Raw genomic sequence first — 13,022 nt, forward strand, 5'->3', positions numbered from 1 at the left:
GAAGCCCGCGAAACTGCTCTAGATCGTAGAGGGGACGACCTTCATGCAGCTTGTCGAATTTCTGGCGCCGCACTTTCATTTTGTTTCCGATCCGACTGCGTGGGTCGCGCTTTTGACGCTGGTGGTGCTCGAGATTGTGCTCGGCATCGACAACCTGATCTTCATCTCGATCCTGACCAACAAGCTGCCGGAGGCGCAGCGCGCCCGCGCACGCCGGCTGGGCATTTCGGCGGCGCTGATCATGCGACTGATCCTGCTCGCCACGATCTCGATCATCGTGCAATTGACGACGCCAGTGTTTACCGCCCTCGGCCACGGCTTTTCCTGGCGCGACCTGATCCTGATCGCCGGCGGCCTGTTTCTGGTCTGGAAGGCGACCAAGGAAATCCATCACACGGTCGACCCGCAGGATCATCAGGACACGATGGTCGGCGGCACGCTGCAGATGAGCCTTGCCGGAGCGATCTTCCAGATCCTCCTGCTCGACCTCGTGTTCTCGATCGATTCCATCATCACTGCCGTCGGCATGACCGACGAGATCGCCATCATGTATATCGCGGTGATCGTGGCGGTGAGCGCGATGATGCTGGCGGCGACGCCGCTTGCCAATTTCATCGCCAGGAACCCCTCTATCGTCATGCTGGCGCTCGGCTTCCTTTTGATGATCGGCATGACGCTGATCGCCGACGGCATGGGCTATCATGTGCCCAAGGGATACATCTACGCCGCCATGGGCTTTTCCGCGCTGGTCGAAGGCCTCAACATGCTGGCGCGACGGCGTAAGAGGCAGAGGTCGGGCGAGGGGCACTGAGGCTCGCCACCACGCCGGCGAGCCGCTAGGCCGAAACACCCTTCGGGTGACGGTCGCCGATCAGGCCGAGCGTCAGGCCCTGTTCCAGCCATGCCTTGGCGCCGGCAAGCACCAGCGCGAAGCCGCCGGTGGATTCGACCGCCTGCTTGACCTGTTCGTCGGCGGAACCGGCGAAGGCGAAATTGCGGATTTCGAGGAAGGTCGCTTCATCCGGCATTTTGGTGAATGTCCAGACGACGGTGGTCGGCGGATCGCTCCACTGCATGATGATCTTCTCGTTGGGGACGATCTCGCTCACCTCGACCTTGGTCGAGACGCCATACATGCGCCATTCCCATTCGACCGGCTTGCCCTCATTCAGGCGACCGCTGGAATGCGTAAACCAGAATTTCGTGGTGACCGCCGGATCGACGATCGCTTCGAACACCTCGGCGACCGGCCGACGGATCAGCATGGCGGTTTCGGCGATGGGAGATTCTCTGAGCTCCATACGGTTCTCCTTTCCGGCGGGATTCACCAGGCGTCCGGCTCCCGCACGAGGTGAATGATGTTGGCCGGGTTAGTGATCCAGCCGCCACGAAAGCCTTCACCCAGAGGTTCTATTGCGTCGCAGCGCACGACACCGGCCTTTGCAAGATGGGAGGCCGCGCTCTTGAAGTCCGGTGTGAAAAGCTCCAGCCAGATTTCGGCCTGGCTCATCATCGGCGCCTCGTCGATCCAGAGGCGATTGGGACCAAGTTCGAAACCGATCGCCGGCGCCTTCGCCGTAAACGGCTTCAACCCCACAACATCGCGATAGAAGGCGATCGTTGCCTCGTATTGGTGCGACGGCACCTTCATGGCGATGTTGATGCCGCCTGTGATCTCGGTGTTCATTGCCGATCCTCTCGGTTGCGTTGGATGTCGTTACGGCAGGTTGATCTGCCAGGAGACGCCGAAGCGGTCGTTGAGCCAGGCGAAACGCTGGCTGAAACCATAATTGCCGGTCGGCATCAGGAAGCCGCCGTCCTTGGAAAGAACGCCGACGATCCGCTCGAGCTCCTCTTCGGACGAGCAGTCAACAAAGAAGGAAAAGGACGGCGTGAAGGTAAAGGCGTGGTGGACGGGGCTGTTGTAGATCCTGACCTCGACGCCGCCGATCAATGCGCGCGCCAGCTTGAGCGTTCCTTCCGCCCCGTCCTCGCCCGAGCCATAGCGCGTGATGTCGAGCACACGGCTCTCGGAAATGGTCTCGCAATAGAGGCTCACGGCCTCCTCGGCCTTTCCCTCGAACATCAGGAATGGCGTTGCTTTTGTCATCGGGCGACCTCCTCCTGCCGGATATCCGGACCTGAATGTCGGGCTCAGATGTTGGTCTCGTTGGCCGGCTCGCCGCGCAGCTCGCTGCGATAGTAGCCGTCGCGCAGATTGATGCCGTATTCGAGATAGGCCTTCATGCAGGCCAGCATCTGCGACCAGCCCTCGCAATTGAGGTAGGATTTCTTCAGGCCGGCCTCGCCTTCATGCCAGCCGGACTCGGCGATGGTGACGAAAGTGCCGCCGTCTTCCAGCGGCTCGAAATTCATTTCGATACGGGTCTTGTAGGCGGGCTTGCCGTCGGCGTCTGTCGCGTCCCAGCGCAGCACGATGCGCTCGTCCTTCGTCACCTCGTCGACTTCGACCGGTACAGACTTCCACCAGGTGACGGTGGTGCCCGACACAAGCGGCGCCGAAGCGCCGCCGATGGTGGTGAAATAGCCGCTGAGCTTTGTCGGGTTCACGACGGCATCGAAGACCTCGCCGATCGGTTTGCCGATGCGTCCGGAAATCCTGAAACCAAGGGACATATCCACAGCTCCTTCCTTGCTGCTTGAAACGATATGTTATAGAAATATAACATGTCAAGCCAAACCTCCGACGACCATGTTTTCAAGGCCTTGGCGCATGCGCGCCGGCGCGAATTGCTGGATCGCCTGAAGGATGAGCCGCAGACCACCGGCGCGCTGTGCGAGGCGTTCCCGGACATGGACCGCTGCACGGTGATGATGCACCTGAAAGTGCTGGAGGAGGCCGATCTGGTGGTGGCGAAGCGTGAGGGGCGCGAACGCTGGAACCATCTCAATGCGCTGCCGATCCAGCAGATCCACGACCGCTGGATCAGCCAGTATGCCGGCCACGCCATCAGCATTCTCGATCGGCTGAAGTCCGATCTGGAGGGGTGAACGGCTCTCTTCGGCCTTGGCGTGATGGCGCGTCTGGACGAATTGAGCCGATTTATCTATAAGCCGGCCATTCCGACAAAGAGCGCCACGTGCCTTCGCAGGCATGCCCGGGGCGTTCTGAAAATTTGAATTCGAGCATTTTGCCGAAGACGCGGTGACGACACCTCGCTTCGAAATGCTCTAGCCGAACACGACAGGGGTGCCATGGCTGGCCATTCGCAGTTCAAGAACATCATGCACCGCAAGGGCCGTCAGGACGCGGTGCGGTCGAAAATGTTTTCCAAGCTGGCGCGCGAAATCACCGTCGCCGCCAAGACCGGCACGCCGGATCCGGCGATGAACCCCAGGCTGCGCCTTGCCGTGCAGAACGCCAAGGCGGTGTCGATGCCGAAGGATAACATCCAGCGTGCCATCAACAAGGCGTCCACGGGCGACGGCGAGAACTACGAGGCGGTGCGCTACGAAGGCTACGGCCCCGGCGGCGTGGCGCTGATCGTGGAAGTGCTGACCGACAACCGCAACCGCTCGGCCTCCAATGTGCGCGCCGCCTTCACCAAGGCCGGCGGAGCGCTCGGCGAAACCGGCTCGGTGTCGTTCATGTGGAACCGCGTCGGCGAGATCTATTACCCGGCCTCGGCCGGCAGCGCCGACAAGGTGATGGAAGCCGCGATCGAGGCCGGCGCCGATGACGTGGAATCGGACGAGGAAGGCCACACCATCTATTGCGCCTTTGAGAATCTCGGCGACGTTTCGAAGTCGCTCGAGACCGCGCTCGGCGAGGCGGAATCGGTCAAGCCGATCTGGCAGCCGCAGAACAACGTCCCGGTCGACGAAGAGCGGGCGCAGTCGCTGATGAAGCTGGTCGCCACGCTCGAGGACGATGACGACGTGCAGAGCGTCTACGCCAATTTCGAGGTCGACGACGAGACGATGGCCAAGCTCAGCGCGGCCTGACCGGCCACGCGATACGATATGAGCGAGAAGCCGCTGCCAATCATCCGCATCACCTATTGCACGCAGTGCCAGTGGCTGTTGCGGGCCGGCTGGATGGCGCAGGAGCTGCTCTCGACCTTCGGCACCGATCTCGGCGAAGTGACGCTGGTGCCGGGCACCGGCGGCATCTTCACCATTTCCTGCAACGACGTGCTTGTCTGGGAGCGCAAGCGCGACGGCGGTTTTCCGGACGCGGCAAAGCTCAAGCAGCTGGTTCGCGATGTCATCGATCCCGACCGCGACCTCGGCCACGCCGATCGCAAGGATCGCAAAAAAGACCCCGCCTGATGAACTCCCCGAAAGTTGGACGCAACCTTCGGGGGTTGCATTCGCGGGCTGCCGTTTTTCAGATCAATGCCATGATGAAGCAAGCCATCGCGACTATCGCAGTGACGGTGCGGACGTGATTCCACATCACCCACTCGCTCAGATGGTTTGCCCACACGGCGGCGCCGTTGGCGCTGGCAGGATCGACGGCGGCTAAGGCGTCATTGAGCGGCACGTTGAAGACCATGGTCACGATCGGATTGCCGACGAAATAGATCACGGCACCGGCAAGCAGCCAGTAGGAGCCGGACTGGCTCCAGCCGAAGAAAACGCCGGCAATCAGCACGAGGCAGATGAGGCCGGTGCCGAACAGCGCCGTCATGAAGGTCGGCGTGATCACCGTGACGTTGATCGAATTCATCGCCGCGATGCCGCTTGGGATGGGCAGCCGGGCAAGTGCTGCCATGACGAAATTCGAGAAGGCGAAGAAGACGCCGCCGACGACGCCGGAGCCGATCGCGGCGACAAAGGTGAGGGTGGGAAGAAGTTTCATCATCTCAGTTGCTCCAGATGCCGGGTTCTGCTCGATTTCGAAATACGAGTAATCCTCACATTTGCAGAACGTGATAAACCCTCGTATTTTGTGAGTCAAGCCGGTTTCCGAGAAATCGCCCAAGGAGAGAGAGCCATGGATGAGAAAACCGCCGCGAGGCCAAACCAGGCGGACATTGCTGCGCCGCGCCGGTCGCCGAGCCAGCAACGCAGCCGCGAGCGGGTCGAACGCATGCTCTCCGCCGCCTCGGCGCTGATTGCCGAGCAGGGCAGCGACGCCATGCGCATGGGCGAGGTGGCGGAACGGGCCGGCGTGTCGATCGGCTCGCTCTACCAGTTCTTCCCGGACAAGCGGGCGATCGTCTGGGCGCTGGCCGAGCGCTACACGGCCGAAAGCCAGGCCTGCATTTCCGCGGCGCTGAAGGATGTCAGCGATGCTGAAGGCCTGCGCAGGTCGTTTTCGGAACTGGTCGATATCTACTACCAGCTGTTCCTGGCCGAGCCGGTGATGCGCGACATCTGGTCGGGCACGCAAGCCGACAAGGCGCTGCGCGAACTGGAGCTCGCCGACAGTCGCGCCAATGCCGACTTCCTGCTCTCGGTGCTGAAGCGGGTTCGCCCCGATGCCGATCCGATCGAATTGGAGACGGCCGCGTTTCTCGTCTGGCAGATGGGCGAGGCCGCGGTGCGGCTGGCTATCTCGGTCGAGCGGGACGAGGGCGACAGGCTGGTTGAGGCCTACAAGCGAATGGCGCTGAGGGAGCTGGTGGGGGAGTAGGAACGATTTCCGCAGCGTCGTAAGGCTTGGGTTCCTCGCCCCCGCCAGGGGCGGGGGAGAGGTGTCCGCGAAGCGGACGGAGCGGGGGCCTCGTAGGGCGCTCCCCTCTCCGTCTCGGCTTCGCCGAGCCACCTCTCCCCACTTCGTGGGGCGAGGAACCTTGAACTTTCAAGCGCCGGCGCTGCCCCTCATCCGCCCTTCGGGCACCTTCTCCCCGTAGAACGGGGAGAAGAACGAAACTGGCAACAAAAAACCCGCCTCGAAGGCGGGTTTCTCGAAATCTGCCGATGTATCCGGCTTAGAGGCCGAAACCCTCGAAACGCTTCTTGAACTTTGAGAGGCGGCCGCCGCGGTCGAGCAGGGTCTGCTGGCCGCCGGTCCAGGCCGGGTGCGTGGTCGGGTCGATGTCGAGGTTCATCGTGTCGCCTTCCTTGCCCCAGGTCGAACGGGTCTGGTATTCGGTGCCATCGGTCATGACGACCTTGATGGTGTGGTAGTCGGGATGGATATCGGCCTTCATTGTCGTGTTTCCTGGCTGCCGGCGCTGGCAACGGGCCTGAAGGCCTGCGTCGATGCGCCCCTTTTTAAAACTCGAAGCCGCAGCTAATGAAAAGCCACGGCTTCTAAAACGGTCGGCGAGCCTATACATCAGCCGGAATTGAATCACAAGGCCGCGGCGGGCGCATATTGAAGCGCGGTCCCGCCAAGCGGCCAGAGGAAACGCTCATGGCGGAAATCGGTGGCAGCGCAAGCGAGCGCAGACGCTCGGTCCGGCCGCTCCGCAGCCTCTTTCCGTACGTTACCCGCTACCGGAAGCTGGTGATGGGCGCCGTCATCTCACTGATCGTGGCGGCGGTGACGACGCTTGCCTTGCCGATGGCCGTGCGGCGCATGATCGACCATGGTTTCCAGGCCGCTAGCTCCACCTTCATCGCGGAATATTTCGCGGCGCTGGTTCTGATGGCGGCTTTGCTGGCTGCCGCTTCGGCCAGCCGCTACTATTTCGTCATCACGCTCGGCGAGCGGGTCGTGGCCGACATTCGCCGCGACGTCTTTTCGCATGTCACCACGCTGTCGCCGGCGTTTTTCGATCGCGCGCATTCGGGCGAGATCGTGTCGCGGCTTGCCGCCGACACCACGCAGGTGAAGTCGGCGGTCGGCGCAACCGCCTCGGTCGCGTTGCGCAATCTCATCCTCGGCCTCGGCGCGGTGGCGATGATGGTGGTCACGAGCCCGAAACTTTCCGGCCTGGTCATTGCAGCCATTCCGGTGATCGTGCTGCCGCTGGTCGCCTTCGGCCGCTCGGTGCGGCGCAAGTCCCGGCAAGCGCAGGACACGCTCGCCGAGGCCACCGCCTATGCCAGCGAGCAGATCGGCGCGGTGCGCACGCTGCAGGCCTTCACCAACGAAAAGCTCGTCACCGGCCGTTTTGCGGATGCTGTCGACGCCGCCTTCGAGGCGGCGCGCGCATCGGTGTTCGCGCGCTCGTTCCTCACCTTCTTCGCCATCTTCATGATCTTCTCCTCGGTAGTCGCGGTGCTGTGGTTCGGTTCGCGCGACGTGCTTGCCGGCACGCTGTCGCCGGGCACGCTCGGCCAGTTCCTGCTCTATTCGGTGTTTGCCGCCGGCGCGCTCGGCGCGCTGTCGGAGGTCTGGAGCGAGCTGTCGCAGGCGGCGGGCGCCGCCGAGCGGCTGACGGAGATCCTGGCAGAGACGCCGGCGATCCGGCCGCCGGTCGATCCGCTTCCCTTGCCGGCAACGGCCAAGGGCGCGATCAGCTTCGACGACGTGTCCTTCTCCTATCCGGCGCGGCCGGACCGCGCTGCGGTGCATGGATTGAGCTTCCAGGTGAAGCCAGGCGAGACAGTGGCGATCGTCGGGCCTTCGGGTGCGGGAAAAAGCACTGTCTTCTCACTGATCCTGCGCTTCTACGATCCCGAGACCGGCCGCGTCGTCATTGACGGCGTCGACGTGCGCGAGGCCGATCCGGCCGCGATCCGCCAACGCACCGCGATCGTGCCACAGGACGTGACCATCTTCGCGGCGAGCGTCCGCGACAATATCGGCTTCGGCAGGCAGGGCGCCAGCGGTGCCGAGATCGAGGCCGCGGCCAAGGCAGCGCTTGCCGACGAATTCATCGCCAGGCTCGACAAGGGCTATGACAGCCAGGTCGGCGAGCGCGGCGTGACGCTGTCCGGCGGGCAGCGCCAGCGCATCGCGATCGCCCGCGCCATCCTGCGCGACGCGCCGATCCTTCTGCTCGACGAAGCGACCTCGGCGCTCGACGCCGAGAGCGAGACGCTGGTGCAAAGAGCGCTGGAGCGGCTGATGCGCGGCCGCACCACCATCGTCATCGCGCACCGGCTGGCGACGGTGCTCAAGGCCGACCGCATCCTCGTCATGGACGGCGGGCGCATCGTTGAGGAAGGCACGCATCAGAGCCTGGTCGCCAAGGGCGGCATCTACACGCGGCTCGCCAAGCTGCAGTTCGAGACCGGAGCCAGCGCCTTCAAGGGCGCGGCGGAGTAGGCACGCCGCACCCAGCCGGTTTCGACCCGCGGGTCAGTTGCCGTAGCGCCTCCTCAAGTGCTCGGTGAAGTAAGCAGCGTTGAGCTTCTCGCCGGTGGCGCGCTCGAGCAGGTCCGGCGTCGACCAGCGCGAGCCCTGCGACCAGATCTTTGCGCGACGCCACTCGTTGATGGCGGTGAAATCGCCCTTGGCGAGATCCTGGTCGGCGGACGGATGCTCCCTTGTCAGAGCCGCCCATTGCTGCGCGGCCATCATGGCGCCTAGCGTATAGGAGGGGAAATAGCCGAAGGCGGCACCCGGCCAATGCACGTCCTGCATCGGGCCGTCAGCCGGATTATCGATGGTCGAGAGCCCGAGATAATCGCGCATCTTGGCATCCCAGGCCTGGGGCAGGTCGGCGACCTCCAGCTGGCCGGACACGAGCTCCTGTTCGAGTTCGTAGCGCAGGATGACATGCAGCGGATAGGTGACTTCGTCGGCGTCGACGCGGATCAGGCCGCGCTCGACATGGTGGACATGCGGCAGGATGTCGTCGATCGACCAGGCTTCGCCGAGATGTTTCTCGACCACCGGCAGCGCCCAGCGCCAGAAGGCCGGGTTGCGGCCGATCTGCTTTTCGACAAACAGGCTCTGGCTCTCATGCACGGCCATGCCGCGCGCCTTACCGAGCGGCCAGTGCGACCAAGCCTTCGGCAGGTTCTGCTCGTAGAGGGCGTGGCCGGTCTCGTGCAGCACGCCCATCAGCGCCGACAGGAAGTCGGAGGTCTTGTATCGGGTGGTGATGCGCACATCGGTCGGCACGCCGCCGCAGAAGGGATGATGCGATACCGAGAGCGAGCCGTGGGTGAGGTCGAAGCCGACGGCCGCCATCATGGCAAGGCCAAGCTCGCGCTGGCGCTCGACGGCATAGCTGCCGGAGAGCGGCTTCAGCGGGTGCTTCGCCAGCCGGGCATCCTGCACGGCCAGCGCATGCGGCAGGAAGTCGCGCAGGAAGGCCTTCAGCTCGGCAAACACCGGCGTGATGTCGGCGGCGCGGTTGCCGGGATCGTACTGTTCCATCAGCGCGTCATAGGGGGCTAAGCCGAGGGCGTCGGCGCGCAGCGCCGCTTCCTCGCGCACCAGGGTCACGACGCCTTCCAGCGCCGGCAGGAAGCCGGCCCAGTCATTCTTGGCGCGCAGGTCGCGCCAAAGCTGCTCGGAGCGCATGCGCGCCACCGTCTGGCGCTCGACGAATTCGACCGGCAGACAGGTGAGGTTGGTATATTGGCGGCGCAGTTCCCGCACCGCCGCCTGCTGCTCTTCGCCGAGCGGCTCGGCTTCGGCCACTGAAATCCAGTCGCCGATCTCGGGCGCGGTGGCCTGGCGGTGCAGCATGCCGGCAAGCGAGGACATCGCCTCGGCGCGCTTCTCGCCGCCGCCGACCGCCATATGCGTTGCTTCGTCGGCGCCGAGGATCGCCAAGGCATGCTCCAGCGCTTCGAGCTTGTGGCCGAGTTGGTCGAGTTTCTGGAAGGACATGGCGGGTTCCGGCTGCAAAGGGGCTGGCGCGAAAAGATACCAAGGCGCGAAGCTTGGCAACCCTGGTTGGCGATCCAGGGTCAGCCTATCTTGCGCGGCGGCGTCGACGTGTGGTCAATACTTGTCCGAAGGACGGAGGGGACAATGATCGGCGATATCCTGGTCGGGCTGGTGGCGCTGATCCACTGCTATATCCTCTATCTGGAGATGGTGCTGTGGGATACGCCGCGCGGCCGCAAGGCGTTCAGGCTGACGCCGGAATTCGCCAGCGCCTCGAAGGTGCTTGCCGCAAATCAGGGACTCTATAACGGCTTTCTCGCCGCGGGCCTGATCTGGGGCCTCTATCTCGGCGCCGGCGGGTTCCAGATCAAGATGTTCTTCCTGCTCTGCGTCGCCATCGCCGGCCTCTACGGCACCGCGACCGTCAGCCGCAAGATCCTGTTCATCCAGACGGCGCCGGCGGTGCTCGCCATCATCGCGCTTTGGCTCGGCCTGTAATCGAAGCAGGGCGCGATCGAAAAAGGGCGCCCTCGGGGCTAGGTCCCGCGGGCGCCAGGTCGTCCCTTCCTCTGCGATCGGAGCAAATGCTCTAGCCGTTCGGGTAATTCCCGCCGTCGGAACCATCGCCCATCATGATGCCGCTGCCGGTGTCGTTCATCAGTCTCTGGTCGACATTGTCGAGCCTGCGCAGCAGCTCATGGTATTGCGCGGACGGTATCCTGCCGTGATCCGAAGCCGCGACATGTTCCGCGGCCTGGCTGATATGCGCGGCGCGCATATGCAGGTGCTGCGCTTCCGAGGCCGAGATGCTGTTCGCTTCGCGGGCGTCGGTGATGCCCTGGTTCACGCCCTGGATCTGCTCGATCAGGCTCGTCACGCGTGGTCCGGTCATAACGGTCGGATCGGGCGTGTCCAGGGCGCCGCCCCTGTGATGTCCGGCCGCATAGGCGCCGGCGAGCGGAGCCGCGATCAGAACCGCAGCGAGGGTTGCAGTCTTGAGAGATGTTGAAACGCGCATGGCGGCGCATCCTCCTACCAGGAAGAGAGCGGCCGCGCCGCTTCGTCTTCCGACCTTACGGGCCGTCCGGTTCCGTCGCGTCGCGATGCGGGGCATCGCCGGCGGACCCCGGCCCTGCGCGGCAAGTTAGGTGCGTCGATTTGCGATGTGTAATTAAAAAAAGATAATGTTTTCGGCGCTTGTCGCGGCGACTTGGTGCTCTAAGTATTCAGCCGACGAACAACTTCCCGTGACTTGGCGTGATAATAGCTCACCGTTCGGTGAGCTTCAGTTCAATGCGGCGATTCTTGCTGCGCGCCTCGTCGGTGTCGGCGGGATCTAGCGGCTGGAACTCGCCGAAGCCGGCGGCCACCAGCCGGTTGGCCGGCACGCCGTTCTCGATCAGGAACTTCACCACCGAGGTGGCGCGGGCGGTCGACAATTCCCAATTGTCGCGATAGCGGCCGGTGCCGGACAGCGGCTTGTTGTCGGTATGGCCGTCGACGCGCAGCACCCAGCTGATCTCGGGCGGGATTTCCTTCTGCAATTCGATGATGGCGTCGGCGAGCTTCTTCATCTCGACCTTGCCGGCGTCGTTGATCACGTCGGAGCCGGTCGGGAACAGCACCTCCGACTGGAAGACGAAGCGGTCGCCGACGATACGGATGTTCTCGCGGTCGGCGAGGATCTCGCGCAGCCGGCCGAAGAAGTCGGAACGATAGCGGTTGAGCTCCTGCACGCGCTGCGCCAGCGCGACGTTCAGGCGGCGGCCGAGATCGGCGATCTTGGTGTTGGAGTCGCGGTCGCGCTGCTCGGAGACGTTGAGCGCGTCTTCCAGGGCGCCGATCTGCTTGCGCAGCGCCGCGATCTGCTGGTTGAGGATCTCGACCTGGCTCAGCGCCTGCTGGCTGATCTGGCGCTGGTTGCTGAGCTCGCCCGAAAGCTGGTCAGCTCGTTTGTTGGCCGCGTCGCCGGCGCCGGCGCCCTGCGCCAGCAGTTGTTCGAGCCGGCTCTTTTCGGCTTGCGCCGCCGACAGCGACGCCTGCAGGTTGGCGAGCGAATCCTCCTTGTCCTGACTGTTCGTGCGTTCCAGGGCGAGCAGCTGGGTCAGCTCGTTGATCTGCGAGTTGAGGCGGTTCAGCACCGCGTCCTTGCCGGAGATCTCGCGGCTGAGCAGGAACTGCGCCAGCACGAAAACGGTAAGCAGGAACATGATCGCAAGCAGCAGCGTCGACAATGCGTCGACAAAGCCTGGCCAATAGTCGATGCGGCGGTCGGCGCGCCGTCTTGCCAGCGCCACGTCAGTGGACCCCTTGCTTCTTCAGCGCGTCGGCGATCTTTTCCAGCGTGTTGCGCATGGCCTTCTGCTCGTCGGACTGGGCTTCGACCCAGTCGCGCATGATCTGCTGCTCGGAGCGCATGTTCTTCACCAACCCCGAGATGCCGTCGGCAAGATTGGCCATGGCGGTGGCGACGCGCGGATTGGAGCCGCCGCCATTCTCCTGCAGGCTGCGCAGCCGCTCCGACAAGAGCCGGATGTCCTCGGAGGACTCGGCTGCTTTCGACGTCTCGGACACAACTATGTCCGACGACAGATCGGTGACCGAAGACAGCCAGTTCTCAAGCTCGGTGTAGAAGCGGGTCTGGGCGCGGCCGGCCTGCAGGTCGAGGAAGCCGAGCACCAGCGAGCCGGAAAGGCCGAACAGCGAGGACGAGAACGCGGTGCCCATGCCGGCGAGCGGCGCCGACAGGCCTTGCTTGAGCGCGTCGAGCACGGCGGCAGCATCGCCGGTGCCCGGGTCCAGCGCCTCTATCGTCTCGCGGATCGAGGCGATGGTGTTGAGCAGGCCCCAGAAGGTGCCGAGCAGGCCGAGGAACACAAGCAGGCCGACCAGATAGCGCGAGGTGTCGCGGCTCTCGTCGAGGCGGGTGGCGATGGAGTCCAGCATGGTGCGCATCGACGAGGTCGAAAACGCGATCGTCGACGAGCGGCCGATCATCGCCTTCATCGGCGCCAAAAGCACCGGCTCGGTGGTTTCGGAGCCGGCGCGGAAGGAATTGACCCAGCGCACCTCGCGGAACAGCCGCCCGACCTGGGCGAAGGCAAGCAGGATGCCGACCGCCAGCACGCCGACGATCAATCCGTTGAGCCCCGGATTGCTGGAGAAGGCGGTCGAGATCTGGCGGGTGAGGATGGCGGCGATGAAAGCGACGATGATCAGGAAGATCACCATGGTGAGCAGGAAGACCTGCGGGCTCGACAGCTTGTGCGGATCATAGACCAGGACGTCCGATCGCCTGCCGAAGGATCTGAGAAAAGCCATCCGTGCCCCGTTTCCGATGCCACCGCCGCAGAATTGCCGCGACTCTAAACGG

Annotated in this window: 17 protein-coding genes; 7 read left to right on the forward strand and 10 right to left on the reverse strand. The window is 64.0% G+C overall.

The features are described from left to right. Nucleotides 1-43 precede the first annotated feature (43 nt). Nucleotides 44-811 carry a TerC family protein gene (locus tag LB538_RS21065; RefSeq protein ID WP_224528104.1) on the forward strand — a complete coding sequence of 256 codons (768 nt, stop codon included), beginning with the start codon at nucleotides 44-46 and terminating at the stop codon, nucleotides 809-811. A 25-nt stretch (nucleotides 812-836) separates the two neighbouring features. Here the strand turns inward: LB538_RS21065 and LB538_RS21070 are convergent, their stop codons facing one another. Genes LB538_RS21070 through LB538_RS21085 form a run of 4 tightly spaced genes read right to left on the reverse strand, consistent with a single transcriptional unit; the run spans nucleotide 837 to nucleotide 2,637 of the window. Continuing rightward, entirely contained in the window at nucleotides 837-1,301 is a 465-nt protein-coding gene (locus tag LB538_RS21070; RefSeq protein ID WP_224528102.1) for an SRPBCC family protein, read from the reverse strand. 23 nt (nucleotides 1,302-1,324) lie between these two features. Then, a complete protein-coding gene (locus LB538_RS21075) occupies nucleotides 1,325-1,687 on the reverse strand; it encodes a hypothetical protein (protein ID WP_224528099.1) in 363 nt (120 codons plus the stop codon). Between the two features lie 30 nt (nucleotides 1,688-1,717). Next, entirely contained in the window at nucleotides 1,718-2,110 is a 393-nt protein-coding gene (locus LB538_RS21080; RefSeq protein ID WP_224528097.1) for a VOC family protein, read from the reverse strand. A 44-nt stretch (nucleotides 2,111-2,154) separates the two neighbouring features. Beyond that, nucleotides 2,155-2,637: an SRPBCC domain-containing protein gene (locus LB538_RS21085; protein WP_224528094.1), complete on the reverse strand. Its 483-nt coding sequence runs from the start codon at nucleotides 2,635-2,637 to the stop codon at nucleotides 2,155-2,157. A 51-nt stretch (nucleotides 2,638-2,688) separates the two neighbouring features. On the opposite strand from LB538_RS21085, the gene LB538_RS21090 reads away from it, so the two are divergent. The 3 genes from LB538_RS21090 (at nucleotide 2,689) to LB538_RS21100 (ending at nucleotide 4,293) form a co-directional block, all read left to right on the forward strand. Further along, nucleotides 2,689-3,012 carry an ArsR/SmtB family transcription factor gene (locus LB538_RS21090; protein WP_224528092.1) on the forward strand — a complete coding sequence of 108 codons (324 nt, stop codon included), beginning with the start codon at nucleotides 2,689-2,691 and terminating at the stop codon, nucleotides 3,010-3,012. 204 nt (nucleotides 3,013-3,216) lie between these two features. Next, nucleotides 3,217-3,966: a YebC/PmpR family DNA-binding transcriptional regulator gene (locus LB538_RS21095; protein ID WP_224528090.1), complete on the forward strand. Its 750-nt coding sequence runs from the start codon at nucleotides 3,217-3,219 to the stop codon at nucleotides 3,964-3,966. Between the two features lie 18 nt (nucleotides 3,967-3,984). After that, on the forward strand, nucleotides 3,985-4,293 hold the full coding sequence (locus LB538_RS21100; protein WP_224528088.1) for a SelT/SelW/SelH family protein: 309 nt from the start codon (nucleotides 3,985-3,987) through the stop codon (nucleotides 4,291-4,293). A gap of 58 nt (nucleotides 4,294-4,351) precedes the next feature. Here LB538_RS21100 and LB538_RS21105 read toward each other — a convergent pair whose 3' ends face one another. Then, on the reverse strand, nucleotides 4,352-4,828 hold the full coding sequence (locus LB538_RS21105; RefSeq protein WP_224528087.1) for a DUF1772 domain-containing protein: 477 nt from the start codon (nucleotides 4,826-4,828) through the stop codon (nucleotides 4,352-4,354). A gap of 132 nt (nucleotides 4,829-4,960) precedes the next feature. Between LB538_RS21105 and LB538_RS21110 the strand changes: the two genes are divergently transcribed. Further along, nucleotides 4,961-5,602: a TetR/AcrR family transcriptional regulator gene (locus LB538_RS21110; protein WP_224528085.1), complete on the forward strand. Its 642-nt coding sequence runs from the start codon at nucleotides 4,961-4,963 to the stop codon at nucleotides 5,600-5,602. 298 nt (nucleotides 5,603-5,900) lie between these two features. Here the strand turns inward: LB538_RS21110 and rpmE are convergent, their stop codons facing one another. Next, nucleotides 5,901-6,122 (reverse strand): 50S ribosomal protein L31, encoded by a 222-nt coding sequence (rpmE, locus tag LB538_RS21115; RefSeq protein WP_027166741.1) that lies wholly within the window; start codon nucleotides 6,120-6,122, stop codon nucleotides 5,901-5,903. 206 nt (nucleotides 6,123-6,328) lie between these two features. Between rpmE and LB538_RS21120 the strand changes: the two genes are divergently transcribed. Continuing rightward, entirely contained in the window at nucleotides 6,329-8,131 is a 1,803-nt protein-coding gene (locus tag LB538_RS21120; protein WP_224528084.1) for an ABC transporter transmembrane domain-containing protein, read from the forward strand. A 33-nt stretch (nucleotides 8,132-8,164) separates the two neighbouring features. Here the strand turns inward: LB538_RS21120 and LB538_RS21125 are convergent, their stop codons facing one another. Next, a complete protein-coding gene (locus tag LB538_RS21125; RefSeq protein WP_224528081.1) occupies nucleotides 8,165-9,649 on the reverse strand; it encodes a carboxypeptidase M32 in 1,485 nt (494 codons plus the stop codon). A gap of 144 nt (nucleotides 9,650-9,793) precedes the next feature. Here LB538_RS21125 and LB538_RS21130 point away from each other — a divergent pair, with 144 nt between their 5' ends. Continuing rightward, entirely contained in the window at nucleotides 9,794-10,147 is a 354-nt protein-coding gene (locus LB538_RS21130; protein ID WP_224528069.1) for a DUF1304 domain-containing protein, read from the forward strand. A 91-nt stretch (nucleotides 10,148-10,238) separates the two neighbouring features. Here the strand turns inward: LB538_RS21130 and LB538_RS21135 are convergent, their stop codons facing one another. The 3 genes from LB538_RS21135 to LB538_RS21145 all read right to left on the reverse strand — a co-directional run bounded on the left by LB538_RS21135 (nucleotide 10,239) and on the right by LB538_RS21145 (nucleotide 12,970). Further along, nucleotides 10,239-10,667 (reverse strand): hypothetical protein, encoded by a 429-nt coding sequence (locus LB538_RS21135; RefSeq protein WP_224528067.1) that lies wholly within the window; start codon nucleotides 10,665-10,667, stop codon nucleotides 10,239-10,241. A gap of 250 nt (nucleotides 10,668-10,917) precedes the next feature. After that, complete coding sequence (locus LB538_RS21140; RefSeq protein WP_140841706.1) at nucleotides 10,918-11,946, reverse strand: peptidoglycan -binding protein; 1,029 nt, start codon at nucleotides 11,944-11,946, stop codon at nucleotides 10,918-10,920. Between the two features lies 1 nt (nucleotide 11,947). Further along, nucleotides 11,948-12,970: a MotA/TolQ/ExbB proton channel family protein gene (locus tag LB538_RS21145; RefSeq protein ID WP_095767261.1), complete on the reverse strand. Its 1,023-nt coding sequence runs from the start codon at nucleotides 12,968-12,970 to the stop codon at nucleotides 11,948-11,950. Nucleotides 12,971-13,022: the final 52 nt, after the last annotated feature.

It is taken from the genome of Mesorhizobium sp. Ca11, assembly GCF_020165275.1.
Taxonomy (GTDB): domain Bacteria; phylum Pseudomonadota; class Alphaproteobacteria; order Rhizobiales; family Rhizobiaceae; genus Mesorhizobium.